Origin of the sequence: Acidovorax sp. Root568, assembly GCF_001427445.1 — a bacterium.
Taxonomy (GTDB): Bacteria; Pseudomonadota; Gammaproteobacteria; order Burkholderiales; family Burkholderiaceae_C; genus Acidovorax; species Acidovorax delafieldii.
On sequence record NZ_LMGP01000010.1, the window covers coordinates 368,311 to 394,394 of the forward strand.

23 protein-coding genes and 2 tRNA genes are annotated in these 26,084 nt (G+C 63.3%); 19 read left to right on the forward strand and 6 right to left on the reverse strand.

Going from position 1 to position 26,084, the window contains the following annotated elements; genetic code table 11:
* The first annotated feature begins 94 nt into the window (after positions 1 to 94).
* The 16 genes from uvrB (at position 95) to ASD75_RS08360 (ending at position 12,539) form a co-directional block, all read left to right on the forward strand.
* Positions 95 to 2,185: an excinuclease ABC subunit UvrB gene (uvrB, locus tag ASD75_RS08285; protein WP_056744668.1), complete on the forward strand. Its 2,091-nt coding sequence runs from the start codon at positions 95 to 97 to the stop codon at positions 2,183 to 2,185.
* Between the two features lie 251 nt (positions 2,186 to 2,436).
* Positions 2,437 to 2,973 (forward strand): Fe-S cluster assembly transcriptional regulator IscR, encoded by a 537-nt coding sequence (gene iscR / locus ASD75_RS08290; RefSeq protein ID WP_015013980.1) that lies wholly within the window; start codon positions 2,437 to 2,439, stop codon positions 2,971 to 2,973.
* A 115-nt stretch (positions 2,974 to 3,088) separates the two neighbouring features.
* A complete protein-coding gene (locus ASD75_RS08295; protein WP_056744670.1) occupies positions 3,089 to 4,309 on the forward strand; it encodes an IscS subfamily cysteine desulfurase in 1,221 nt (406 codons plus the stop codon).
* A gap of 39 nt (positions 4,310 to 4,348) precedes the next feature.
* Positions 4,349 to 4,750 (forward strand): Fe-S cluster assembly scaffold IscU, encoded by a 402-nt coding sequence (gene iscU, locus ASD75_RS08300; RefSeq protein ID WP_056744672.1) that lies wholly within the window; start codon positions 4,349 to 4,351, stop codon positions 4,748 to 4,750.
* 25 nt (positions 4,751 to 4,775) lie between these two features.
* The gene (iscA, locus tag ASD75_RS08305; RefSeq protein ID WP_056063043.1) at positions 4,776 to 5,099 is read left to right on the forward strand and encodes an iron-sulfur cluster assembly protein IscA; all 324 of its coding nucleotides are present in this window, start codon (positions 4,776 to 4,778) and stop codon (positions 5,097 to 5,099) included.
* 85 nt (positions 5,100 to 5,184) lie between these two features.
* Entirely contained in the window at positions 5,185 to 5,703 is a 519-nt protein-coding gene (gene hscB / locus ASD75_RS08310; RefSeq protein ID WP_056744674.1) for a Fe-S protein assembly co-chaperone HscB, read from the forward strand.
* An 80-nt stretch (positions 5,704 to 5,783) separates the two neighbouring features.
* Entirely contained in the window at positions 5,784 to 7,655 is a 1,872-nt protein-coding gene (gene hscA, locus ASD75_RS08315; protein WP_056744677.1) for a Fe-S protein assembly chaperone HscA, read from the forward strand.
* Positions 7,656 to 7,697: 42 nt separating this feature from the next.
* Entirely contained in the window at positions 7,698 to 8,036 is a 339-nt protein-coding gene (gene fdx / locus ASD75_RS08320) for an ISC system 2Fe-2S type ferredoxin (RefSeq protein WP_056744679.1), read from the forward strand.
* Entirely contained in the window at positions 8,036 to 8,749 is a 714-nt protein-coding gene (gene dnaQ / locus ASD75_RS08325; RefSeq protein WP_056744681.1) for a DNA polymerase III subunit epsilon, read from the forward strand. The genes fdx and dnaQ overlap by 1 nt, the downstream gene beginning before the upstream one ends.
* A gap of 37 nt (positions 8,750 to 8,786) precedes the next feature.
* Positions 8,787 to 8,861 (forward strand) — tRNA-Val (locus ASD75_RS08330).
* A 51-nt stretch (positions 8,862 to 8,912) separates the two neighbouring features.
* Positions 8,913 to 8,987 (forward strand) — tRNA-Val (locus ASD75_RS08335).
* Positions 8,988 to 9,142: 155 nt separating this feature from the next.
* Positions 9,143 to 10,180, forward strand: coding sequence for a histone deacetylase family protein (locus tag ASD75_RS08340; RefSeq protein ID WP_056744684.1), 1,038 nt, complete (start codon positions 9,143 to 9,145; stop codon positions 10,178 to 10,180).
* A 35-nt stretch (positions 10,181 to 10,215) separates the two neighbouring features.
* A complete protein-coding gene (locus tag ASD75_RS08345; RefSeq protein ID WP_056744687.1) occupies positions 10,216 to 11,313 on the forward strand; it encodes an NAD(P)/FAD-dependent oxidoreductase in 1,098 nt (365 codons plus the stop codon).
* A 144-nt stretch (positions 11,314 to 11,457) separates the two neighbouring features.
* Entirely contained in the window at positions 11,458 to 11,760 is a 303-nt protein-coding gene (locus ASD75_RS08350; protein ID WP_008904788.1) for a DUF883 family protein, read from the forward strand.
* A 45-nt stretch (positions 11,761 to 11,805) separates the two neighbouring features.
* Positions 11,806 to 12,201 (forward strand): phage holin family protein, encoded by a 396-nt coding sequence (locus ASD75_RS08355; RefSeq protein WP_056744689.1) that lies wholly within the window; start codon positions 11,806 to 11,808, stop codon positions 12,199 to 12,201.
* Between the two features lie 17 nt (positions 12,202 to 12,218).
* Entirely contained in the window at positions 12,219 to 12,539 is a 321-nt protein-coding gene (locus tag ASD75_RS08360; protein WP_056745150.1) for a hypothetical protein, read from the forward strand.
* Between the two features lie 129 nt (positions 12,540 to 12,668).
* On the opposite strand, the gene ASD75_RS08365 is transcribed toward ASD75_RS08360, so the two are convergent.
* Positions 12,669 to 13,721 carry a quinone-dependent dihydroorotate dehydrogenase gene (locus ASD75_RS08365; protein ID WP_056744691.1) on the reverse strand — a complete coding sequence of 351 codons (1,053 nt, stop codon included), beginning with the start codon at positions 13,719 to 13,721 and terminating at the stop codon, positions 12,669 to 12,671.
* A gap of 36 nt (positions 13,722 to 13,757) precedes the next feature.
* Between ASD75_RS08365 and rpiA the strand changes: the two genes are divergently transcribed.
* Positions 13,758 to 14,447, forward strand: coding sequence for a ribose-5-phosphate isomerase RpiA (rpiA, locus tag ASD75_RS08370; protein ID WP_056744695.1), 690 nt, complete (start codon positions 13,758 to 13,760; stop codon positions 14,445 to 14,447).
* 134 nt (positions 14,448 to 14,581) lie between these two features.
* Here the strand turns inward: rpiA and ASD75_RS08375 are convergent, their stop codons facing one another.
* The 5 genes from ASD75_RS08375 to ASD75_RS08395 all read right to left on the reverse strand — a co-directional run bounded on the left by ASD75_RS08375 (position 14,582) and on the right by ASD75_RS08395 (position 21,526).
* Positions 14,582 to 15,238 (reverse strand): glutaredoxin family protein, encoded by a 657-nt coding sequence (locus ASD75_RS08375; RefSeq protein WP_056744696.1) that lies wholly within the window; start codon positions 15,236 to 15,238, stop codon positions 14,582 to 14,584.
* 60 nt (positions 15,239 to 15,298) lie between these two features.
* A complete protein-coding gene (locus ASD75_RS08380; protein WP_056744698.1) occupies positions 15,299 to 17,344 on the reverse strand; it encodes a M3 family metallopeptidase in 2,046 nt (681 codons plus the stop codon).
* Between the two features lie 69 nt (positions 17,345 to 17,413).
* On the reverse strand, positions 17,414 to 18,268 hold the full coding sequence (folD, locus tag ASD75_RS08385) for a bifunctional methylenetetrahydrofolate dehydrogenase/methenyltetrahydrofolate cyclohydrolase FolD (protein WP_056062998.1): 855 nt from the start codon (positions 18,266 to 18,268) through the stop codon (positions 17,414 to 17,416).
* Between the two features lie 73 nt (positions 18,269 to 18,341).
* Complete coding sequence (locus ASD75_RS08390; protein ID WP_007848524.1) at positions 18,342 to 18,968, reverse strand: response regulator transcription factor; 627 nt, start codon at positions 18,966 to 18,968, stop codon at positions 18,342 to 18,344.
* Complete coding sequence (locus ASD75_RS08395; RefSeq protein ID WP_056744700.1) at positions 18,965 to 21,526, reverse strand: PAS domain S-box protein; 2,562 nt, start codon at positions 21,524 to 21,526, stop codon at positions 18,965 to 18,967. The genes ASD75_RS08390 and ASD75_RS08395 overlap by 4 nt, the downstream gene beginning before the upstream one ends.
* A gap of 167 nt (positions 21,527 to 21,693) precedes the next feature.
* Here ASD75_RS08395 and aceE point away from each other — a divergent pair, with 167 nt between their 5' ends.
* Both aceE and aceF read left to right on the forward strand, forming a co-directional pair.
* Positions 21,694 to 24,402 (forward strand): pyruvate dehydrogenase (acetyl-transferring), homodimeric type, encoded by a 2,709-nt coding sequence (gene aceE, locus ASD75_RS08400; protein WP_056744702.1) that lies wholly within the window; start codon positions 21,694 to 21,696, stop codon positions 24,400 to 24,402.
* Positions 24,403 to 24,421: 19 nt separating this feature from the next.
* On the forward strand, positions 24,422 to 26,080 hold the full coding sequence (gene aceF, locus ASD75_RS08405; RefSeq protein WP_056744704.1) for a dihydrolipoyllysine-residue acetyltransferase: 1,659 nt from the start codon (positions 24,422 to 24,424) through the stop codon (positions 26,078 to 26,080).
* Positions 26,081 to 26,084 lie beyond the last annotated feature (4 nt).

The window sequence follows — 26,084 nt, forward strand, 5'->3', positions numbered from 1 at the left end:
AAAGGTTGTCAGTAGCGAAGAATCCGGGCGTGGTGTACTGTGCCGGGTTCGGCCGATTTTAACGGCCCGCCTTCACCACCCGTTGACCGCCCCCATGCCGGATATCACAGAAGTCATAACTGAAAAGCAAGACGGCGAGTTCGTCCGCTTCCCCGATTCCCCGTTTGAACTGTTCCAGCCGTATCCACCGGCAGGCGACCAGCCCGAGGCCATCAACAAGCTGGTGGAGGGACTGAATGATGGGGAAACCTTCCAGACGCTGCTGGGTGTGACGGGATCGGGCAAGACCTTCACCATGGCCAACGTGATCGCACGCATGGGACGCCCGGCCATCATCTTTGCGCCCAACAAGACACTGGCCGCGCAGCTGTACAGCGAGTTCCGCGAGTTCTTTCCCAAGAACGCCGTGGAATATTTCGTCAGCTACTACGACTACTACCAGCCAGAGGCCTACGTGCCGCAGCGCGACCTGTTCATCGAGAAGGACAGCGCGATCAACGAGCACATCGAGCAGATGCGGCTGTCTTGCACCAAGAGCCTGATGGAGCGGCGCGATGTGGTGATCGTGGCCACTGTGTCGGCCATCTACGGCATTGGCGAGCCCGAGAGCTACCACCGTATGGTGATGACGCTGCGGGTGGGGGACAAGCTGGGGCAGCGGGACGTGATCGCCCAGTTGATCCGCATGCAGTACCAGCGCAACGAGGCGGATTTCAGCCGAGGCAAGTTCCGTGTGCGGGGCGACACCATCGATGTGTTCCCGGCCGAACACTCCGAGCTGGCGATTCGCATTGAGCTGTTTGACGACGAGATTGAGAGCCTGCAGCTGTTCGACCCGCTCACGGGCCGCGTCAAGCAGAAGATCCCGCGTTTTACCGTGTACCCCAGCAGCCACTACGTGACGCCGCGCGACAAGGTGCTGGCGGCGGTCGAGACCATCAAGCTGGAACTGGCCGAGCGCCTGCAGCAGCTGGTGGCTGACGGCAAGCTGGTCGAAGCGCAGCGGCTGGAGCAGCGCACGCGATTTGATCTGGAAATGCTGAGCGAAGTGGGCCACTGCAAAGGCATCGAGAACTACACGCGCCACCTGTCCGGCGCGGCGCCGGGCGATCCGCCCAGCACGCTGACCGACTACATGCCCAAGGACGCGATCATGTTTCTGGACGAAAGCCACCAGATGATCGGCCAGCTCAACGCGATGTACAGCGGCGACCGCTCGCGCAAGACCACGCTGGTCGAATATGGTTTTCGCCTGCCTTCGGCCCTGGACAACCGACCGCTCAAGTTCGAGGAGTTTGAGCAACGCATGCGGCAGGTGATCTTTGTATCGGCCACGCCCGCCGACTACGAAAAGACCCATGCAGGCCAGGTGGTGGATCAGGTAGTGCGCCCCACGGGCTTGGTGGACCCGGTGGTGGAAGTTCGTCCAGCCACCCATCAGGTGGATGACGTGCTACAAGAAATACGCATTCGTGTAGAAAAGCATGAGCGCGTACTCATTACCACGTTGACCAAGCGCATGGCCGAGCAGTTGACCGACTATCTCACCGACAACGGTGCCAAGGTGCGCTACCTGCACAGCGATGTGGACACCGTGGAGCGGGTGGAGATCATCCGTGACCTGCGCCTGGGGGCGTTTGACGTGCTGGTGGGCATCAACCTGCTGCGCGAGGGGCTGGACATTCCTGAGGTGTCACTCGTGGCGATCCTCGATGCGGACAAGGAGGGCTTCTTGCGCGCCGAGCGCAGCCTGATACAGACCATTGGCCGTGCAGCGCGCAACTTGAACGGCCATGCCATCCTGTACGCCGACCGCATCACCGACTCCATGAAAAAAGCCATGGGTGAGACGGAACGCCGGCGCATCAAGCAGATCGCATACAACGAGGCCAACGGGATCACGCCGCGCAGCATTGTCAAGCGGGTAAGAGACCTGATTGACGGCGTGTACAGCGAAAAAGCCGGCAAGGACGCCGAGCGCCTGGAGCAGGAAGCATTGCAGCGCGCGCAGGTGGAGGACATGTCCGAGAAAGACGTGGCACGCGAGATCAAGCGCCTGGAAAAGCTCATGCTGGAACATGCGCGCAACCTAGAGTTCGAGCAGGCGGCCCGGGTGCGCGACCAGCTCACGCGTCTCAAGGACCAGGCCTTTGGCGCGCACGGCAGCGATTCCGTGGCCTTGTAAAAGGGATTGCGATTGGGAATGCGATGAGAAAATACTATTGAGTCGATTAATAACTATTTGGTTTTTTAACCCGACAGAATCAATAGGGATTTGTGCTATACTTGCACAAAACACTCAACAAAACAGCCCAACGATGAAGGGCTCCGTGGCAGGTGACTGTGCGGAGTAAGGGGCGGAGACGGTGCCTCGCTGGCAAACAGTCAGCGCAGGCGGTTTCTTCAACGAACAAGCCTTAGCACAAGGAGCTTGCGATGCGTCTCACAACCAAAGGCCGTTTTGCGGTCACCGCCATGATTGACCTGGCCCTGCGTCAGAACAACGGCCCCGTCACGCTGGCTGCCATCAGCCAGCGTCAGCAGATTTCGCTGTCGTACCTGGAGCAACTCTTTGGCAAGCTGCGCCGCCATGAGCTGGTGGAATCCACCCGTGGCCCCGGCGGCGGTTACACGCTGGCCCGCAAGGCGGGCGACATTACCGTGGCAGACATCATTGTTTCGGTGGACGAGCCCATCGACGCCACCCAATGTGGTGGCAAGGAAAACTGCCTGGGTGAAGCCGGTCGTTGCATGACGCACGAGTTGTGGGCCTCGCTGAACCAGCGCATGGTCGAATTCCTGGATTCCGTCACCCTGCAAAAACTGGTGGACGAGCAGCTCGCCAAGGGCGTGCAAATCGAAGACAAGCCCGTGGTGCGCCGCGCCATCTCCACCACCCCGGTGGTCAAGCCCATCCGCGTGAATGCCCCGAACTCGGTGTTCGCGTTGGGTAATGTTTTCGCCAAATCCTGACTTCAGAGGCGTGGTGCTGGCCCTGGGGTCGGCACTGCCCTGACCGCGTTTTAATCGTTTTCTTGTTTGTTCTGCCTCTTCTGTTTGCCAGCCAGAACCCTTTACTGAGCCAGCCATGGACATGACCCCGCACTTCCCCATTTACCTCGACTATGGCGCCACGACCCCGGTAGACCCCCGCGTGGTGGACGCCATGATTCCTTGGTTGCGTGAGCACTTTGGTAACCCGGCATCGCGCAGCCACGCATGGGGCTGGGAGGCCGAAGAGGCGGTGGAAAAAGCGCGTGTGCAGGTGGCGGACCTGATCGGTGCCGACCCCCGCGAAATCGTCTGGACCAGCGGCGCGACAGAGTCCATCAACCTGGCCTTGAAGGGCGCTGCGCATTTCTACAAGGGCAAGGGCAAGCACCTCATTACCCTTAAGACCGAGCACAAGGCCGTGCTGGACACCATGCGCGAGCTGGAGCGCCAAGGCTTTGAAGCCACCTATCTGGACGTGCAGGAAGACGGCTTGGTCAACATGGATGCCCTGAAGGCTGCCATCCGTCCAGACACCGTGCTGATCAGCATCCTCTTCGTGAACAACGAAATCGGTGTGATCCAGGACATCCCCGCCATTGGCGCCCTGTGCCGTGAGAAGGGCATCCTGCTGCATGTGGATGCCGCCCAGGCGACGGGCCGTGTCGAGATCGACATGAACGTGCTGCCCATCGATATGATGAGCATGACCGCCCACAAGACCTACGGCCCCAAAGGCATCGGTGCGCTGTACGTGCGCCGCAAGCCCCGCGTGCGGCTGGAAGCCCAGATGCACGGTGGCGGCCATGAACGCGGCATGCGTTCGGGCACCTTGCCCACGCACCAGATCGTGGGCATGGGCGAGGCTTTCCGCATCGCCAAGGAAGAAATGGCCGAGAGCAACGCCAAGGCCAAGGCCCTGCAGCAGCGCTTGCTCGACGGCCTCAAGGACATCGAACAGGTCTACATCAACGGCAGCCTGGAGCGTCGTGTGCCGCAGAACCTGAACATGAGCTTCAATTTCGTCGAAGGCGAATCGCTCATCATGGGTATCAAGGGCCTGGCGGTGTCTTCGGGCTCGGCCTGCACCTCTGCCAGCCTGGAGCCCAGCTATGTGCTGCGCGCTTTGGGCCGCAGCGACGAGCTGGCCCACAGCAGCCTGCGCATGACCATCGGCCGTTTCACGACCGAGGAAGAGATTGACTACGCCATCTCCACCATTCGCGAGAACGTGGCCCGCCTGCGCGAACTGAGCCCGCTGTGGGAGATGTACAAGGACGGCATCGACATCAGCACCATCCAGTGGGCTGCTCACTGATTCCGCACACATTCTGGACGCATTGAAGAGGTACACATCATGGCTTATTCAGACAAAGTGGTTGACCATTACGAGAACCCCCGCAACGTGGGTTCGTTCGACAAGGGTGACGATTCGGTGGGCACCGGTATGGTGGGCGCGCCTGCCTGCGGCGACGTGATGAAGCTGCAGATCAAGGTGAACCCTGAAACCGGCGTGATCGAAGACGCCCGCTTCAAGACCTACGGCTGTGGCTCGGCGATTGCCTCCTCGTCGCTGGTGACCGAGTGGGTCAAGGGCAAGACGCTGGACGAAGCCGCAGCGCTCAAGAACAGCGAGATCGCCGAAGAGCTGGCCTTGCCGCCCGTCAAGATCCACTGCTCCATCCTGGCGGAAGATGCCATCAAGGCAGCTGTGCTGGACTACAAGACCAAGCACGCCGCCACGGCCACTGCCGCCTGATTGTTTGACGGATAGATCGAGAGACATGGCCATTACGCTGACAGAAGCTGCAGCCCGGCACGTCAACCGCTACCTTGCCCGCCGTGGCAAGGGGTTGGGCGTGCGTCTGGGGGTCAAGACGACCGGCTGCTCGGGGCTTGCCTACAAGCTGGAGTATGTGGACGCGAGCGAGCCCGAGGACATCGTGTTTGAAAACCACGGCGTCAAGGTGCTGATTGACCCCAAGAGCCTGGCCTACATCGATGGCACCGAGCTGGACTTTGTCCGTGAGGGGCTGAACGAAGGCTTCAAGTTCAACAACCCCAACGAGCGTGATCGCTGCGGTTGCGGGGAGAGCTTCCGCGTCTGAACGTCTTCAGCTGATGTAACGCCAAACCGCCAACGCGCTCTGTGCTGGCGGTTTTTTCTTGGATTTTCTTCACGCCCCCTTGCGCATGAATCTGCAATCTGACGACTTCGAACTGTTTGGCCTGGCGTGCCGCTTTGCACAAGAACGCAGCGCCATCGACGCGCGCTGGAAGGAACTGCAGCGCGAAGCCCACCCCGACAAGTTTGCTGCGCAAGGCGCTGCGGCGCAGCGCGTAGCGATGCAGTGGTCCGTGCGCATCAACGAGGCTTACCAACGCCTGAAGGACCCCATGCGCCGGGCGGCCTATCTGTGCGAACTGCACGGAGCGCCTATCCGTGCCGAAGACAACACCGCCATGCCCGCTGCGTTTTTGATGCAGCAGATGGAATGGCGCGAGGCACTGGAAGATGCCCGCGCAGACAGCGAGCTGGACGCACTGGACGATGAGGTGGAACAAGCCCGGCGTGCCGCTCTGTCGCAGTGCGAGCAACTCATCGACCAGCAGCAGGACTATGCCGGCGCGGCCCGCCAGGTCAGAGCCCTCATGTTCATTGCGCGATTTGCGGACGACATAGAACGTCGCCGAGAGCAACTGGGACAATAGAGCGGTTTTGCTTTCCCCCTGGGGCCCCTGTCGCTTGCTGAGGTGATGGCGTCCCCCACCACGTTGAGACCCGAAATTTCATGGCGCTTTTGCAGATCTCCGAACCCGGCCAGTCCCCCGACCCGCACCAGCGGCGCATCGCGGTGGGCATTGACCTGGGCACCACCCATTCTCTGGTTGCCGCTGTGCGCAATGGTGTGTCCGAATGCCTGCCCGATGCACAGGGCAGGGTGCTGCTGCCCTCGGTGGTGCGCTACCTGGCCAACGGCGGTCGCCAGATCGGATATGACGCCGTGGCGGCGCAGGCCCAGGATGCACGCAACACCATTGCCTCGGCCAAACGCTTCATGGGGCGTGGCCTCAAGGACGTGGCGGAAGCGGGCAAGCTGCCATACGACTTCGTGACAGCTGCTGATGGCGGCGAGGGCGGTATGGTCAGCCTGGCCACGGTGGATGGCAACAAGTCGCCCGTCGAGATCAGTGCCGAGATTCTGGCCACGCTGCGCTACCGCGCTGAAGACACCTTCAATGATGATCTGTATGGCGCAGTGATCACCGTGCCTGCTTACTTCGACGACGCCCAGCGCCAGGCCACCAAGGATGCGGCCAAGCTCGCTGGCATCAACCTGCTGCGCCTGATCAACGAGCCCACTGCGGCGGCGATTGCCTATGGCCTGGACAACGCCAGCGAGGGCGTCTACGCCGTCTATGACCTGGGTGGGGGTACGTTTGATATTTCCATCCTGCGCCTGACGCAGGGCGTGTTCGAAGTGATCGCCACGGGCGGCGACTCTGCCCTCGGAGGCGACGACTACGACGCTGCGCTGGCAGACTGGGTGCTGCAGCAGGTGGGGCAACAGGCGGTCACACCAGCCGACAAGTCGGCCGTGCGCATGGCTGCACGCGCCTGCAAGGAGGCCTTGACTGCTACTGATTTGGTAGCATTCAAGGCAGAGCTATCTAGCGCTTCTGTGCAATTTGACGTCAAACGGTTGGATTTTGACGCGGTGACGGCCGATTTGACCGCCCGCTCCATGGCGGCTGTGCGCCGTGCCCTTCGCGATGCGCATCTGGCGCGCGATGAAGTGCAGGGCGTGGTCATGGTGGGCGGCTCCACCCGCATGCCGCAGGTCCAGCGGGCCGTGGCGGAGTTCTTTGGCAAGAAGCCACTGACCAACCTGAATCCCGACGAAGTGGTCGCGCTGGGTGCCGCCATCCAGGCCAACCAGCTGGCCGGTAACAACACGGCTGGCGACCTGCTGCTGTTGGACGTGATTCCGCTGTCCCTGGGCATCGAAACCATGGGCGGGTTGGTGGAGCGCATTGTTGCGCGCAACGAGACCATTCCGACCGCCAAGGCGCAGGACTTCACGACCTACAAGGACGGACAGACCGCGCTGGCCATCCATGTGGTGCAAGGCGAGCGTGACCTGGTGCAGGACTGCCGCAGCCTGGCGCGCTTTGAGTTGCGCGGTATTCCCCCGATGGCGGCAGGCGCTGCGCGTATCCGTGTGACCTTCACCGTCGATGCCGATGGCCTGCTGAGCGTGGCCGCGAAAGAGCAGGGCAGTGGGGTGGAGGCCCGCATTGACGTGAAGCCGTCGTATGGCCTCACGGACGATCAGATCGCGCGCATGCTGCAGGATGGCTTTGCCACGGCCGCGCAGGACATGAAAGCCCGTGCCGTGGTCGAGGCCCGCGTGGACGCCGACCGCATGCTGATTGCCACGCAAAGCGCGCTTGACGCGGATGGCGACGTGCTCAGCCCCAAGGAGCGGGCTGCCATCGACGCTCTGATGGTGGCCTTGCGCCACCAGCGCGACGCCGACGATGCCGCGGCCATCGAGGCCGCCGCGGAAGCCCTGGCCAAGGGCACCGAGGCGTTTGCAGCCCAGCGCATGAACCGCGGTATCCAGCAGGCCCTGGCCGGCAAGAACGTTGCGAGCCTGTGATACGAGCCAGCGCATCCCTCTGAACAAGAAAAAGACCACCCCATGCCTGTCATCAAGATCCTTCCCCATCCCGAATACTGCCCCGCTGGCACTGAGATCACGGCGCCCGCAGGCACCTCGATCTGTGAGGCCCTGCTGGACAACCACATCAACATCGAGCATGCCTGCGACATGAGCTGTGCCTGCACCACCTGCCACGTCATCGTGCGCCAGGGGCTGAACTCGCTGAATGCGGCAGAAGAAGAGGAAGAAGACCTGCTGGACCGCGCCTGGGGCCTGGAGCCGCAGTCGCGCCTGTCCTGCCAGGCCATCCTGGCGCAGACCGACCTGATCGTTGAAATTCCGAAGTACACGATCAACCATGCCAAGGAAAACCACTGATGTCCCGGCAAATTGTCCTGGACACTGAGACCACCGGCCTTTCGGCCGAAGGTGGTGACCGCATCATTGAACTGGGTTGCGTGGAGCTGCTCAACCGCAAGCTGACCGGCAACAACCTGCATCTGTACTTCAACCCTGGCCGTGACAGCCATGAAGATGCGCTGAAGGTGCACGGCATCAGCAACGAGTTCCTGAAGGACAAACCCAAATTTGCCGACGTGGTGGACGACATCCTGCAGTACCTGCAGGGCGCCGAGATCATCATCCACAACGCAGCGTTCGACGTAGGCTTTCTCAACAAGGAACTGGAGCTGGTGGGGCGCCCGGCGTTTGGCACCTATGTGCAAAGCGTGACCGACACGCTGGCCATGGCCAAGGAGATGTACCCGGGCAAGCGCAACTCGCTGGACGCCCTGTGCGACCGCCTGGGCGTGGACAACTCGGGCCGTACGCTGCACGGCGCCTTGCTCGACGCCGAGCTGCTGGCCGACGTCTACATCAATCTCACACGCGGGCAGGATGCCTTGCTGATCGCCGACGATGGCCATGACAGCGCTGACGGCGTGAAGGTGGCAGCCATCGATTTGCGTGGCCTTGCGCTGCCGGTGCTCCGGGCGAGCGAGCAGGAGCAGGCAGCCCATGCCGAGGTGCTCATGCAGATCGACAAGGCCAGCGGTGGCAAAACAATTTGGCGAACTCTCCAGTCGGCCTGAAAAGCTGTGCCATAATAGAAGGCTGTCGCAGCGACAAGGGTGATTAGCTCAGCGGTAGAGCACTGCCTTCACACGGCAGGGGTCACATGTTCGATCCATGTATCACCCACCATGTTGCTGCCAGACTTTTCGCAGCGGTATCTTTCTCCAAGGTGCTTGCGACGGGTGATTAGCTCAGCGGTAGAGCACTGCCTTCACACGGCAGGGGTCACATGTTCGATCCATGTATCACCCACCAATTCAAAAACCCCTGCAGGTTCCTGACCTGCAGGGGTTTTTTCTTGGCTCGTCCGCCTGTCTGCAAGCTGCAAAGTGCAGCGACCATTCGCCAAAGCGGCGTACAACGCAGGCTTGCGCGCTACATTTGTCGCCCGTACCTGCAACGCTGCATCCATGATCACCTTCCACAATCCCTTGCACCAGGGGCATGCACCGGCCCACGAATTCTTTCGGGGCGAGCGCGTGCCCTGTTTTGAAAAACCCGAACGTGTGGACTATGTGGAAGACGCCCTGCGCACACGCAGCCACGCCCTGGTGTTGCCCGATGTGGACTGTAATGCCGTGCTGGCGCAGGTGCATGCGCCGCGCTATCTGGCCTTTCTGCAGACCGCCTGGCAACAGTGGCTGGCACTGGACCCAGCCAATGCGTCAGTGCAGCCTTTTCCGTCTGTCTGGCCGGTGCGCACGCTGCGCAGTGATGTGGAACCCGATAACTTTGTCGCACGGCTGGGGCTGTACTCCATGGACAACGGTACACCCATGGCGGCAGGAACCTGGGCCGCAGCCAAGGCGGGGGCCGATGCTGCTGCCAGCGCGGCGGCACGCGTTGCGCTGGGGACGCGCGCCGCGTTTTGCTGCACACGGCCGCCAGGGCATCATGCGGGCCCGGACTTCATGGGGGGCTATTGCTTCTTGAACAACGCCGCCGTGGCAGCGCAAACCCTGCGCAACCAGGGCGCCCAGCGTGTGGCGGTGCTGGATGTGGACTACCACCACGGCAACGGCACGCAGAGCATCTTTTACGACCGCAGCGATGTGCTGTTCATCAGCATGCACGGTGACCCGCACACGGAGTACCCCTTCTACCTGGGCCACGCCGACGAGACGGGCGAGGGGGCTGGTGTTGGGTTTAACCTGAACCTGCCCTTGCCTGCGGGCACCAGCGCAGCAACATGGTTCGATGCACTTGAGCAAGCCTGCCTGCGCATCACGGATTACCGCGCCGACGGGCTGGTGATCTCTCTGGGGCTGGATGCCTTTGAGGGCGATCCCATCTCGCGGTTTGCACTGGCATCTTCAGATTTCACCCGCCTGGGCGAGCGGCTAGCACGGCTGGGGTTGCCCACGGTGTTCGTGCTGGAAGGCGGCTATGCGGCGGCCGAGCTGGGCACCAATGCCGTCAACGTGCTCGATGGCTTTGAGCAGGCCTGACGCGGCACCCGGCAGGTGATGCAGGAGACGCACTGATGATCGATACGGTGGATTGTGTGGTGGTAGGCGCGGGCGTGGTGGGTCTGGCTGTGGCCCGTGCACTGGCGCTCCAGGGGCGGGAGGTGATGGTGCTGGAGGCAGAGGACGCCATCGGCACTGGCACCAGTTCGCGCAACAGCGAGGTGATTCATGCCGGGCTGTATTACCCCGCAGGTTCGCTCAAGGCCCGGCTGTGCGTGCGGGGCAAGGAATTGCTTTACGCCTACTGCACGGAGCGCGGTGTGCCCCACCGCCGCTGCGGCAAGCTGCTGGTGGCCACCTCTGCCGCCCAGCTGGACAGCCTGGAAGGTATCCAGGTGCGGGCCCGTGCCAACGGAGTGCTGGACCTGCAACGCCTCAGCCGCGAAGAAGCCCTGGCGATGGAGCCCGCGCTGGCCTGCGTTGGTGCCTTGCACTCGCCCAGCACCGGCATCGTCGATAGCCATGCGCTCATGCTGGCGTTGCAGGGCGATCTGGAGCATGCGGGTGGTGTTGTAGCGCTGAATTCGCCACTGGCGCTAGCATCTATTGGCTCTGATGCTATTGATTTGGAAGCGGTGGATGGCACGCGTCTCCGCGCGCGCACCCTGGTCAACGCCGCCGGGTTGCACGCCCCCGCGCTGGCTGCGCGATTCGCCGGGCTGGCCCTGCAGCATGTGTCCACCGCTTACTACGCCAAGGGCAACTATTTCACGTTGACGGGCAAGGCGCCGTTCAGCCGACTGATTTACCCGGTGCCCGAGGCGGCTGGGCTGGGTGTACACCTCACGCTGGACCTGGGCGGCCAGGCCAAGTTTGGCCCGGACGTGCAATGGGTGGACTCGCCCGACGATCTGCAGGTGGACCCCGCGCGCGGCGATGCCTTCTATGCCGAGGTGCGCAAATATTGGCCGGGCTTGCCAGATGGCGCTCTGGCGGCGGGCTACGCGGGCATGCGCCCCAAGATCCACGGGCCCAGTGCACCCGCTGCCGACTTCGTCATTCAAGGGCCTGCTGCCCATGGGGTGGCGGGGCTGGTCAACCTCTTTGGCATCGAGTCGCCTGGCTTGACAAGTGCCCTGGCCATTGCGGAGCATGTGGCTGCGCTGGTTTGATCTGCGGCAAGTCATTTGCAATCAGTAACCTCTTGCGTCCCCGTCCTACGAGGGGTTTCTGCACGGATGGCTAAGATGAACTTCAGTCCCAACGTTCGCGTGCGGGGTTTTCCATCACTTTTGGCACTACATAGAAAGGCTTGTATGACTGCTTCTGACACCACGACCACCCAGGGTGAACTGGAAAAGCTGGTTTCCGATCTGCGGGGGCTGTTGGCCAACAAGGACCTGGACGCAGTGCCTGAAATCAAGCTGCTGCGACAGCGCCTGGACGATGGCATGCACAACGTGCGTGAATCCGCTGTGCGCGCTGCTCAGGACGCCGCCCGCCAAGCGAAGGAAGCCGCTTTGGCAGCCGACCGCTACGCCCATGACGAACCTTGGCGTGTGGCGGGTGCCGCATTGGCCGTGGGTGCGTTGGTTGGCTTTCTGCTTGCACGCCGCTGATCGTCGCTGTCCTCCCATGACGGCACGCCACAGAGGCAACAAGACATGAATTGGCTCTCGCTGCTCGGTCTGGAAGGGTTGGCCGCCCGCTGGCGTGCCAACCTGATCGAGGGCGCCATCGCCGCCGAAGACCGGATGGATCTGGCCCGCCTGGAATGGGCGGACCTCAGGCAGCGGCTGCAACAACTGCTGGTGCTGACCATTCTGGTCGTTGGGCTCACGGTGGTGGCCCTGATCATGGTGTCGCTGGCGGTGCTGGTGCACTTTTGGGACTCACCGCAACGCACGCTGGTGGCGTGGGTGGTGGCTGCCGTGTGGGCTGCAGGCTGGGCCGCCGCCACGGTGTCGTTGGTGTCTGTGGCGCAGCGCGCGGGCAGCGGCTTTGCGCTGACGCGGCGAGAGTTGGCCCAGGACTGGCGTGACATCAAGGAGCGCTTGTGAGCACCCCCTACCCAACAATTGGTACACCGCAGACTGCGCCCACGGTAAGGCTGGTGGCTACGCCGGAGCAGCAGCGTGTGCTTGACCGAATTGAACTGCAGCGCGAGCGGCTGCGTGCCCGCCGCGTGGCCCGGGCCCAGGCCCGCGCGCTCGCGGAGCAAGCCGGAGGCGCCACGGGCGGTGGAGATGCCTCGCTGGCGCTGCGCGCCGCCGGGTTCGCGCGCGAACACCCGCTGGCGGTGGCGGCCATGGCCGGTGTCGCTCTGGTGGCCGGCCCGCGCAGGTTGATCCGGTGGGCGGGCATTGTCCTGCCGATGCTGATGCGCTTGCGGCGCTGACCACTGGCGGGGTTGCGGAGGGCGGCGTCCCGCTGCTCAAACCCACCCCGAAAACTGAAACGGAGCCCTGTTGCCAGAGGCTCCGTTTTCTTATGGGGCCATGTGGTCGAGCGTTTGTGGCCCGAGGGGTCAGCGCAAGGCCTTGATGGCCTTGGCGGCCTTCACGACCAGCGCAGGGCCTTCATAAATCAGGCCGGTGTAGATCTGCACCACGTCTGCCCCTGCGCGAATCTTGCTCACTGCGTCGTCGGCGCTCATGATGCCGCCGACACCAATGATGGGGAATTCGCTGCCCAAGGTTGCGCGCAGCTGCCGAATGACCTGGTTGCTGGCTTCCAGCACCGGAGTGCCACTCAACCCCCCCGTCTCTTCCGCGTGTCGCATGCCCTGCACCGCAGCGCGGCTGATGGTCGTGTTGGTGGCAATCACACCGTCCATGCCGTGGCGCTGCAGCGTGGCAGCGATCACTGCCACCTGGGCTTCATCTAGGTCCGGTGCAATCTTCACAAAAACCGGCACGCGCCGCTGGTGCTGGGTGGCCAGCGCCTCACGGCGCTCGGCAATCGCTCCCAGCAGTGCATCCAGTGCGGCATCGCTTTGCAATGCGCGCAGGTTCTGGGTGTTGGGTGAGCTGATGTTGACCGTCACGTAGTCGGCATGGGGGTATACGCCCTCCAGGCAGATCAGGTAGTCGCTGGTGGCGTTCTCGATGGGGGTGGTGGCGTTCTTGCCGATGTTGAGACCGAGCAGCATGGGGTGCTGACGGTTCTGCTTGCGAAACTGCGCCTGCTGCACATTGCGCAGGAAGGCATCCAGGCCTTCGTTGTTGAAGCCCAGACGGTTGATGAGTGCGCGGGCCTCGGGCAGGCGAAACATGCGCGGCTTGGGGTTGCCCGGCTGCGCTTTGGGGGTCACGGTGCCCACTTCCACAAAACCGAAACCCATGGCGCCCAGCGCGTCAATGCAGCGCGCATTCTTGTCCAGGCCCGCCGCCATGCCCACGCGGTTGGGAAACTTCAGCCCCGCCAGGGTGATGGGGTCGTTCACAGTTTCGTTGCACCAGGCCCATTGCAGCGGCGTGCGCTGCCCGCGCGCCAGCATGTCCATGGTGAGTTCGTGGGCGGCCTCGGCATCCATGCCGAAGAGAAAGGGGCGGGTGAGGGCGTAGGGGATCAGGGACATGGGGAGATAATTCAGGATTACCCCCGATTTTCTCCCATGACGACCACCACTCCCCTGACCCAAGACGAACTCAAGACCCTGGTAGGCCAAGCCGCGCTGCAATACGTGGTGCCTGGCGAGATTGTGGGGGTGGGCACCGGCTCCACCGTCAACAAGTTCATTGACGCCCTGGCGGGCATGAAGGACCAGATCAAGGGCGCTGTCTCCAGCTCCGTAGCCAGCACAGAACGCCTGAAGGCACTGGGTATCGCCGTGTTCGATGCCAATGAGGTGCCATCGCTCTCCGTCTACATCGACGGCGCGGACGAGATCGACGGCCAGGGTTACATGGTCAAGGGTGGCGGCGCTGCACTGACACGCGAGAAGATCGTGGCAGCGTTGGCCGAGCGCTTTGTGTGTATCGCCGACGAATCCAAGTTGGTGAAGGCCCTGGGCCAGTTTCCGTTGCCGGTGGAGGTGATCCCGATGGCTGCCAATCACATTGCGCGCCGTTTTGCCGCCATGGGTGGACAGGCCAGCTTGCGACTCAAGGACGGACAGCCACTGGTGACTGACAACGGCCAGCACATTCTGGACGTGAAGGGCTTGTCCATCACCGACCCGCTGGCGTTCGAGTCAGAGATCAACCAATGGCCTGGCGTGGTGACCGTGGGTGTGTTTGCCCACCAGAAGGCATCCGTGTGCCTGCTGGGTACGGCGCAGGGCGTGAAGACCATCACCTATTGAGGAATGGTGGAGGGGTGGGGGACAAGTCCACCACCGTAGTTCGCCAATACAAAAGGGGCCTCTGGAGGCCCCTTTTCTGTTGTGTGGAGGTGAATGGAAGGACGTAGCCGCCTGGAGGCGGCTACGTCACAGTGTCAGAACCGGATACCGGCGGGATTGCTTGGTGTTGGGCCGTCATTGACCGGTGGAGGGAGCGCGGGCCGTGCCGGCGCTTTCGGTTCGGCGGCGGGTGCGGACTCCACCGGCTTGGCCGCAACCAGCGGGGTGGGCGCTGGCTGGCGGTAGTTGCTGGGCAACTGGGATTGTTTGGGGTAACCCGCTGCGTCGAGGTATTGGATCCACTCCGCGTCAGAAAAGCCCACCAGTTGCTGGCCGCCAATGGTGCCAAAAGGCAGGCTGGTGCTGCCACTCAGGCGTTGCAGTGCGGCAATGTCCTCATTGCTGGCCACTGTGCGCTCGGTATAGGGCACACCGCGTGATGTCAGCATGTTGCGCAAGCTTCCGCAGGGTGCGCAGTCATTGCCGGTGTAGATGGTCACCGGGTACCGGTTGGCGACCTGGCGCAGTTCGTAAGGCAACGCTCCATTGACCGCTGCCGGGCTTGCGGTCGCGGCAGCCGGGGCTGCAGGGCTGCGCGCGGGCGGTGCAGTGGTTTCGGCCGGAGGGCGGTCCGAGAAAGTCACCTTGCCGTCGGGCCCGACAATGCGATAGACATTCTGCGCCTGGGCCCCCACTGAGGCGAGGGCCATCAACAAGGAGGCAGCGGCAGGAGCGAACGTAGTACGGGGCATGCGGGTTCTCCTCATTCTTGTGGGGCTGTGGTTTTTTAGAGGCCAGGCGACAGACCGCACTCAGGCGGTCAGTTCTTCCGCCATGCCCTGGTGGCGCAGCAGGGCATCCAGACTGGGCTCGCGGCCACGGAAGGCCTTGAAGGACTCCATGGCGGGGCGGCTGCCACCCGCTTCCAGAATGGCCTCACGGTAGCGTCTCCCGGTTTCGGTGCTGGGCAAGCCGTCGGTACCGGCGGTTTCTTCAAAGGCGGCGTAGGCGTCGGCGCTGAGTACCTCGGCCCATTTGTAGCTGTAGTACCCCGCTGCATAGCCCCCGGCAAAGATGTGGCTGAAGGTGTGGGCCGTGCGGCTGAACGCGGGCGGCTGCAGCACGGCCACTTCCTGGCGCACCTGGGTCAGCAGGGGCATGAAGTCCTGGGCCGGGTCGTGTTCGGTGTGCAGCAGCATGTCGAACAAGGCAAACTCGATCTGGCGCAGGGTCTGCATGCCGCTCTGGAAGTTCTTGGCGGCGATCATCTTGTCAAACAGCGTGCGCGGCAGCGGCGCGCCGGTGTCCACGTGGGCCGTCATGTGTCTGAGCACATCCCATTCCCAGCAGAAGTTTTCCATGAACTGGCTGGGCAGCTCCACGGCGTCCCATTCGACGCCGCCAATGCCGGAAACATCGCGTTCGTTCACCTGGGTCAGCATGTGATGCAGTCCGTGGCCAAATTCATGGAACAGCGTGATCACGTCGTCATGGGTCAACAGTGGCGGCTTACCGTCCACACCGTCCGCGAAGTTGCAGACGAGGTGGGCAATCGGTGTTTGCAGCACTCCGGTGTCGGGGCGCTGCCAGCGCGTGCGCACGTCATCCATCCAGGCGCCGCCCCGCTTGCCGGTGCGCGCGGGCTGATCGAGGTAGAACTGGCCCACCAGTTGGCCGTTGCGTTCGATGCGATAGAACTCCACCGCAGGGTGCCACACCGGTGCCGTGTCGCGGCGGATGGACACTTCAAACAGCGTCTCAATGATCTTGAACAGGCCTGCCAATACCTTGGGTGCCGTGAAGTACGCCTTGAGCTCCTGCTCGCTGAAGGCGTAGCGGGCTTCCTTGAGCTTTTCAGAGATGTAGGGCCAGTCCCAGGGCTGCGGATCGGCCAGGCCCAGGTGTTCGGCCGCAAAGGCGCGCAGGTCGGCCACGTCCTTTTCGGCATAGGGCCGGGCGCGGCGGGCGAGATCACGCAAGAACTGGACAACCTCGGCGGGCGACTGGGCCATCTTGGGCACCACGGAGACTTCACCAAAGTTGGCGTAGCCCAGCAGCTGGGCTTCTTCTCGGCGCAAGGCCAGGATTTCGCCAATCAGCGCGGTGTTGTCGAATTTCTGGCCTTCGCCTTCGGCCTGGTCCGAGGCACGGGTGACATAGGCGCGGTATAGCTTGGCGCGCAGGTCGCTGCGGGTGGCAAACTGCATCACCGGCAGGTAGCAAGGCATTTTCAGGGTGAGCTTGTAGCCTGGTTTCCCGTCCGCCTGTGCGGCCGCCAAAGCGGCTTGCTGCACATCGGCCGGCACACCGTCCAGTTCCTCAGCGGTGGCGTAGTAGGCATACGCATCGGTGGCGTCCAGCGCGTTTTCGCTGAACTTCTGGCTCAGCTCGGCCTGGCGTTCCTGGATCTGGGCGAAGCGCTCCTTGGCGGCCCCGGTCAGCTCAGCGCCGCTGAGCACGAAGTTGCGCACCGCGTTGCGGTGGGCTTGGCGTTGCTCGGGCGTCAGGGTGGCGGGGTCGATGGCCTTGTACTTGGCATAGAGGCGTTCGTCAGCGCCCAGGCGGGTCCAGAACTCCGTGACGCGGGGCAGGGCGGCGTTGTAGGCCGCGCGCAGTTCCGGTGTGTCGGCAACGCTGTTGAGGTGGCTGACAGCGCCCCAGGCGCGGCCGAGCTGTTCGGTGGCTACATCCAGCACCTTGGCGATGGCATCCCAGCGGGCAGGGAAGTCGGGCGCCGTGACGGTCTCCAGAGCCTGATTGGCACGCTCCAGCAGCACATCAACCGCAGGGGCTACGTCCTGTGGGGTGATGCGGTCAAAGGCGGGGAGGTCGGAGAAGTCGAGAAGGGCGTTGCTCATGCGGGATTAGATGGCGCCAGGCGGCGCAGGTTCAAGTTGCAAAGCGGCTGGCGTCTTCCCCGGGCGCGGTCAGCGCGCGGCAGCCCGCTCGGCGGCTTCGATGGTGTTCACCAGCAGCATGGTAATGGTCATGGGTCCAACCCCGCCAGGGACGGGGGTGATCCAGCCCGCCACCTCTTTGACGCCCTCAAAGTCCACATCGCCACACAGTTTGCCGTCGGCCTTGCGGTTGATGCCCACGTCGATCACGATGGCACCGGGCTTGACCATGTCGGCGGTGAGCGTGTTGGCGCGGCCGACCGCAGCCACCACGATGTCTGCCTGGCGGGTGTGGTAGCCCAGGTCGGGGGTGCCGCTGTGGGTGACGGTGACCGTGGCATTGGCCTGCAGCAGCAGCAGGGCCATGGGCTTGCCCACGGTATTGCTGCGCCCGATGACCACGGCATGTTTGCCCTTGATCGACTGGCCGGTGGACTCGATGAGCTTCATGCTGCCGTAGGGCGTGCAGGGGCGGAAACCGTCCAGCCCCGCCATGAGTTCGCCAGCCGACAGCACCGAGTAGCCATCCACATCCTTGGAGGTGGCAATGGCCTCGATGACCTTGTGCGGGTCAATGTGCTTGGGCAGGGGCATCTGCACCAGGATGCCGTGCACCGTGGGGTCGGCATTGAGGGCTTCGATGCGTGCCAGCAGCGCAGCCTCGCTCAGATCGGCGTCGTACTTTTCAAAGATGGAGCGCACGCCGCTGTCCTCGCAGGCCTTGACCTTGTTGCGCACATACACGGCCGAGGCCGGGTCTTCGCCCACCAGAATCACCGCCAGGCCAGGCTGGTGGCCACGGGCGGTGAGGGCGGCAGCGCGTTGCGCCACCTCGCTGCGAAGTTGGCGGGAAAGGGCGTTGCCGTCGATGAGTTGGGCTGTCATGTCAGAAAATACAAGTCAAAATGGCTGGTAGCGCTAGTGCAATATGCGCTGGTAGCTATCAAAATGGGAGCAATCAGCCCTTGGGCGCGTTCTGCCCCAGAGCGATCTTGAGCAGGTCGGCCACCGTGTTGGCGTTGAGCTTTTCCATGATGTTGGCGCGGTGTGCCTCCACCGTCTTGATGCTGATGCCCAGGTCGTCAGCGATCTGCTTGTTCAGGCGACCGGCCACGATGCGTTCGAGCACCTGCGCCTCGCGGCTGGTGAGCTTGGACAGCAGGGCGTCGCGGCTGGCGGCCTGCTGGTAGCCCGCGAAGGCTTCGCGGGCGTGGTCCAGCATGCGCTCGACCAGGCCCACCAGCTCTTCTTCGTCAAAAGGCTTCTGGATGAAGTCCAGTGCACCTTTCTTCATGGTGTTCACGGCCATAGGTACGTCGCCGTGGCCGGTGATGAACACGATGGGCAGCGGCGATTTGCGCTCAATGAGGCGGTCCTGCAGTTCCAGGCCGGTCATGCCGCCCATGCGGATGTCCACGATCAGGCAGGCCACCTCGCGCGGATCGTAGCGTGAGAGAAACGTCTCGGCCGAATCAAAGCAACGCACCCGGTAGTCCTTGCCTTCCAGCAGCCACTGCAGGGAATCGCGAACTGCTTCGTCGTCGTCCACAACGTAAACAGTGCCTTTTTTCGGAATCAAGCTCATGCAACAGTCCTTGGGTTTTGTTCGTTTGCTACAGAATTTGTAGTGGCATCAGCAGGCTTGGCAAGCGGCAGCCAGAAGGAGAACCTGCAGCCTGTAACCTCCGAGCCATTGTAGAGGTTCTCCGCCTGCATCCGGCCCTGGTGGGACTCGACGATGCTGCGGCACAGATTGAGGCCCATGCCCATGCCTTCCTGCTTGGTAGAGAAGAAGGCCTCGAACAGGCGGTCCAGCACTTCGGGGGCCAGCCCCTTGCCGGTGTCCTGCACCGAGAACTCGACCACCTGGCGGTCATCGATCTGCTTGGGCACCACGCGCAGCTCCACGCTGCGGTTGGGCGCGGGGCGGTCGGCGTGCTGGATGGCCTCGGCGCCGTTCTTCATCAGGTTGACGAGCACCTGCTCGATCAGGATGGTGTCGGCCATCACTTGCGGCAGGCGCGCGGCGACGTAGTGCGTCAGGCGCACGTTGTGTCGGCGCAGTTCGATGTCGGCCAGCTCGACGGCTTCGTTGACCATCGAATGCACATCGGCCAGCGTGCGGTTGGGCTCGCTCTTTTTCACGAACGAGCGGATCCGCTGGATGATCTGGCCTGCGCGCTGCGCTTGGTGGGCTGTCTTTTGCAGGGCGGTGAGCAGGGCCTCTTCGGTGAGCTGGCCGCTCTGGATGCGCGAAACCATGCCGCTGCAGTAGTTGTTGATGGCGGTGAGCGGCTGGTTGAGTTCGTGCGCCACGCTGGACGCCATCTCGCCCATGGTGATGAGGCGGCTGACCGACTGCGCGCGCTCGGCCTGCCGCTGGGCCTGCTCTTCAGCCAGGCGGCGGGGGGTGATGTCCGTGGCAATCACCATCTGGGCCAGGCGGCCGTCCACCCAGTTCAGATAGCGCGAGCGCACTTCCAGCCACTTGCCCAGGTCGGGCAGGTAGATCTCGGCGTTTTCACTGCGGGCGCTGGTCAGCGTGTCGGTGGGCAGGCCCATCAGGCCGTCCTCATCGTCCATGCCACTTTGCTCCTTGCCCGCAATCGGCACCACGCCTGCCTGCGCCACCAGTTGCAGGTGCCCGCCGGTTTGCGACCCGAACCACTGGCGGTAGAGCTTGTTGGCAAACAGCAGCTCTTCGCTGCCCAGGGGGGCCACCGACACCGAGGCGTCCAGCGACTCCAGCACGATGGTGAAGCGCTCGTGCGATGCGGAAAGTTGTTCGCGGATGCGGTTGGGCTCGGTGATGTCGGTCATCGAGGTCATCCAGCCCGTCTGCTGGCCATGGGCGTCGATCAGCGGAGACACATAGAGCCGGGCGTCGAACAGCGTCCCGCTCTTGCGCTTGACGCGCACCTGAAAGCCGCCTGCCATGGTGTTGCCGCGCAGTTCGTCGCGCAGCTTGGCCTGCAGGGTTTCGTGATCGGCCTCAGGCCAGTAGGGGAATGGGGCCTTCAGGCCCACCAGCTCTTCGGCACTCCAGCCCGTCATCTGGCAAAAGGCGGCGTTCACATAGCTGATGCGGCCTTCCATGTCTAGGGCGCGCATGCCGGTGAGGATGGAGTTTTCCATCGCCCGGCGAAAGTTGGTCTCGGCCACCAGGGCCTCTTGCGCCTGCATGCGGCGACGGGTGTGGCGCCAGGTGGCGATCAGCATCCAGGCCGTCATCGCGCTCAGCGTGCCCACCAGCCAGAACAGCCCGCTGCCCACCACGCCAAGCGACGTGCGGTAGGCCTGGGCGCGCAGCACCAGACCGTTGCCAACGGGGGAGACCGGTACCTCGTACTCGTTGGCCTTGGGCGTCCAGGGGAGCAACTGGGTGGCCTTGTTGCGCGGGCCCAGCGGCGTGCCCGCCAGCACCTGGTTCTTGCTGTCGAGCAGCGTCACCGCGTAGCGCGCCAGCACTTCGGTGGGGGTGCCGTAGCGCAGCAGGCTGTCGATGGAATATTCACCCAGCACCACGCCGCTGAACTTGCCCTGGTTGTTGAGCGGTACCTGCAACTGCAGCAATGGGGTCGCATCGCCCGACGTGGCGGCCGGCTGCGCGTACACCGGTTGCTGCAGGTCCCGCGCCAGGCCAAAGGTGTCGGCGGTGTCCCCGGGCTTGAGGACTTCGCCTGCGATGCGCAGCTCACCACTGGCCAGTGTCGGGGCGGCTTGGCTTGCGCGGATGCGTCGGCGGTCGTCAATCCAGGTGATGGCCTGCAGCTCAGGGTACTGGCTGATCAGTGCCTCGGCGCGGCTGATGAACTCTGCCTTACCCAGGTCCTGGTTGGACACATCGCGTGCGATGCGCATGAGTTGCTCTTGCCGTTCCAGCAGGCGCAGGCGTACGCGCTGCTGGGCGTATTCCACGTCGCGCCGTAGGGCTTCTTGTTCGCGTTCGGCTTCTTCGGCGCGCAGGTACCAGAACGCCGCAACGATGGCGGCCAAGAACATCAGCACTGCCGCGAGGGGGGCGAGTGCGGCAAAACGGTCTTGCCGGGTGGGCGACAAGCCGCGCCACCACTTGCGCCACCAGCGTATCGGCGCTGCCACGGTCGTGGCCGTGGGGGAGGGGGTGGTGGGCATCGAATCCATGTAGGGAGTGTAGAGGAGCCCCGGGAGTGCTCAGGCCTTCTGCATCATGTGCGCTTGCAGCAAATTATTGCAATATGAAATGAATAGGCACCATTTGAAATTACGAAAAAATATGCGAAACTAGAGCCAACGTACTAAATTGCTGCCACACCTACAGGAGACAAAGCATGTCAGCTCAGCCCGACCCTCAGGCCGGTTTCGGCATCGGTTCCGATACCGACCAGCAAGAAACCCGTGAATGGATGGACGCGCTGTCCGCCGTGATCGACAAGGAGGGCCCAGAGCGCGCCCACTTCCTGTTGGAACAACTTCTTGAACACGCCCGCCAGAGCAGCATCGACCTGCCGTTTTCTGCCAACACGGGTTACGTCAACACCATCGAGCCGGAAAAAGAGGCGCACTGCCCTGGCAACATCGCCATCGAAAAGCGCCTGCGCGCCTACATGCGCTGGAACGCCATGGCCATGGTGGTGCGTGCCAACCGCCTGAACCCTGCCGACGGCGGCGACCTGGGCGGTCACATTGGTTCGTTTGCCTCGGTGGCCAGCATGTTCGGTGCGGGCTTCAACCACTTCTGGCATGCCGCCAGCGAAGACCACGGCGGTGACCTGCTGTACATCCAGGGCCACAGCGCCCCCGGCATCTATGCGCGCGCTTACCTCGAGGGCCGCCTGAGCGAAGAGCAGCTCGACAGCTTCCGCCAGGAAGTGGACGGCAAGGGCCTGTCCAGCTACCCGCACCCCAAGCTGATGCCCGAGTTCTGGCAGTTCCCTACGGTGTCCATGGGCCTGGGGCCATTGATGGCCATCTATCAGGCCCGCTTCCTCAAGTACCTGCACGCCCGTGGCATTGCCAACACCGAAAACCGCAAGGTGTGGGTGTTCTGCGGTGACGGTGAAATGGACGAACCCGAATCCCTGGGCGCCATCGGCCTGGCCGCGCGCGAAAACCTCGACAACCTGGTCTTCGTGATCAACTGCAATCTGCAGCGCCTGGACGGCCCAGTGCGGGGTAACGGCAAGATCGTGCAAGAACTCGAAGGCGAGTTCCGCGGCGCGGGCTGGAACGTGATCAAGCTGCTGTGGGGCAATGGCTGGGATGCCTTGCTGGCCCGCGACAAGACCGGCAAGCTCAAGCAGCTGATGATGGAAACGCTGGACGGCGATTACCAGGCCATGAAGGCCAACGATGGCGCCTTCGTGCGCAAGAACTTCTTCGGCAAGTACCCCGAGACGCTCAAGCTCGTCGAGCACATGACAGACGAAGAGGTGTTCGAGCTGCGCCGTGGCGGCCACGAGCCCGCCAAGGTGTATGCCGCCTTCCACGCTGCCAATGAGCACAAGAACCAGCCCACCGTGCTGCTGGTCAAGACCGTCAAGGGTTATGGCATGGGCAAGGCCGGTGAAGGCAAGAACACCGTGCACCAGACCAAGAAGCTGTCGGACGAGGACATCAAGTACATCCGCGACCGCTTCAACATCCCGATCCCGGACAGCCAGCTGGCTGACATTCCGTACTACAAGCCGGCCGATGACACCCCGGAGATGCAGTACCTGCACGAGCGCCGCAAGGCCCTGGGTGGCTACCTCCCCAAGCGTCGTCCCAAGGCGGACGAGCACTTCACCGTGCCCGCCATCGAGACCTTCAAGGCCATCCTGGAGCCCACGGCCGAAGGCCGTGAAATCTCCACCACCCAGGCCTACGTGCGCTTCATCACGCAACTGCTGCGCGACCAGGCCCTGGGGCCGCGTGTGGTGCCCATCCTGGTGGATGAGGCCCGCACCTTCGGCATGGAAGGCCTGTTCCGCCAGATCGGCATCTACAACCCCAAGGGCCAGCTGTACACCCCGGTCGATCGCGACCAGGTGATGTACTACAAGGAAGACAAGGCCGGCCAGATCCTGCAGGAAGGCATCAACGAAGCCGGCGGTATGGCCAGCTGGATCGCTGCCGCCACCAGCTACAGCACCAACAACCGCATCATGGTGCCGTTCTACGTGTACTACTCGATGTTCGGCTTCCAGCGCATTGGCGACCTGGCCTGGGCTGCGGGTGACATGCAGGCCCGTGGCTTCTTGCTGGGCGGCACCTCGGGCCGTACCACGCTCAACGGTGAAGGCCTGCAGCACGAAGATGGTCACAGTCACATCCTGGCCAACACCATCCCCAACTGCGTGAGCTACGACCCCACCTTTGCCCACGAAGTGGCGGTGATCATGCACCGTGGTCTCAAGCGCATGGTCGAGCAGCAGGAAAACGTCTTCTACTACATCACGCTGCTCAACGAGAACTACCCGATGCCGGGCCTCGTGGAAGGCACCGAAGAGCAGATCATCAAGGGCATGTACCTGTGCAAGCCCGGCGCCGAGGGTGACAAGCGCGTGCAACTGCTGGGTTCGGGCACCATCCTGCGCGAGTCGCTGGCCGCCCAAACCCTGCTGGCCGCCGACTGGGGCGTGCAGGCCGATGTGTGGAGCTGCCCGAGCTTCAACGAACTCACCCGCGAGGGCCAGGACGTGGACCGCTGGAACCTGCTGCACCCGCTGGAAACCCCGCGTGTGCCGTTTGTGGCGCAGCAGCTGGGCACCAGCACGGGCCCCGTGGTCGCATCCACGGACTACATGAAGGCCTATGCCGAGCAGATCCGTCCCTTCGTACCCAAGGGCCGCAACTACAAGGTGCTGGGCACCGACGGTTTTGGCCGCAGCGACTTCCGCAGCAAGCTGCGCGAGCACTTCGAGGTGAACCGCCACTACATCGTCGTGGCCGCCCTCAAGGCGCTGAGCGAAGACGGCGTGCTGCCCGCCACCAAGGTGGCCGAGGCGATCGCCAAGTACGGCATCAATGCTGACAAGATCAACCCGCTCTACGCATAAAACGAACGGAGACAGAACAATGGCATTGGTCAACATTCAAGTCCCGGACATCGGGGACTTCGACGAAGTGGGCGTGATCGAGTTGCTGGTCAAGGTGGGTGACACCGTGAAGGCCGAGCAGTCGCTCATCACGGTCGAGTCGGACAAGGCATCGATGGAGATCCCATCCAGCCACGCAGGCGTGGTCAAGGAACTCAAGATTGCATTGGGCGACAAGGTCAAACAAGGCTCGGTGATTGCCGTGGTTGAGTCCGCTGACGCGGGCGCTGCCGCAGCCCCGGCCGCTGCGCCGGCTCCCGCCCCGGTGGCGGCACCTGCGCCAGCTCCTGCTGCTGCAGCCCCTGCGGCCACAGGCCCGGTCGAAGTGCGCGTGCCCGACATCGGGGACTTCAAGGACGTGGCCGTCATCGAGATGCTGGTCAAGGTCGGCGACACCATCAAGGTCGAGCAGTCCCTGTTCACCGTCGAATCCGACAAGGCCTCCATGGAGATCCCGTCGCCCGCCGCCGGCGTGCTCAAGGAACTCAAGGTCAAGATTGGCGACACCGTCAACATTGGTGATCTGGTGGCTCTGCTTGAAGGTACGGCATCTGCTGCAGCGCCTGTAGCAGCACCGGTTGTGGCCGCTGCGCCGGCACCAGCCCCAGTGGCTGCGGCCGCTCCTGCGGTGGCAGCCGCAGCACCCGCCGCTGCCACCGCCTCGGTGGCTGTCCCTGCCCACCAGCCTGGCACTCCCACGGCAGGCCTGCCCCATGCATCGCCTTCGGTGCGCAAGTTCGCCCGCGAACTGGGTGTGCCCATCGACGAAGTCAAGGGCACCGGCCCCAAGGGCCGCATCACGCAAGACGACGTGGCTGCCTTCACCAAGCAAGTGATGGCAGGCGCCGTGCAGACCAAGGCACAAGCTGCCAAGGCACCCGCAGGCGGTGGTGGCTCTGGCGTGGGCCTGGACCTGCTGCCCTGGCCCAAGGTGGACTTCACCAAGTTCGGCCCGGTGGAGCGCAAGGATCTCTCGCGCATCAAGAAGATCAGCGGCGCCAACCTGCACCGCAATTGGGTCGTCATCCCGCACGTCACGAACCACGACGACGCGGACATCACCGACCTCGAAGCCTTCCGCGTGCAGTTCAACAAAGAGAACGAGAAGAGCGGCGTGAAGGTCACCATGCTCGCCTTCATGATCAAGGCCGCCGTGGCCGCGCTCAAGAAGTTCCCCGAGTTCAACAGCTCGCACGACGGTGATCAGCTGGTGCTGAAGAACTACTACCACATCGGCTTTGCGGCCGACACGCCCAACGGTCTCGTTGTGCCGGTCATCCGCGACGCTGACAAGAAGGGCATCGTCCAGATCAGCCAAGAGATGGGCGACCTGGCCAAGAAGGCGCGCGACGGCAAGCTCGGCCCGGCCGACATGACCGGCGGCTGCTTCTCCATCAGCTCCCTGGGCGGGATTGGCGGGCGTTACTTCACGCCCATCATCAACGCTCCCGAAGTCGCCATCATGGGCGTGTGCAAGAGCAGCCTGGAGCCCAAGTGGGACGGCAAGCAATTTGCACCGCGCCTCATGCTGCCCCTGAGCCTGAGCTGGGACCACCGCGTGATCGACGGCGCCGCTGCTGCACGCTTCAACGTGTACTTTGCCTCGCTGCTGGCGGACTTCCGCCGCATCGTGATGTAACGAA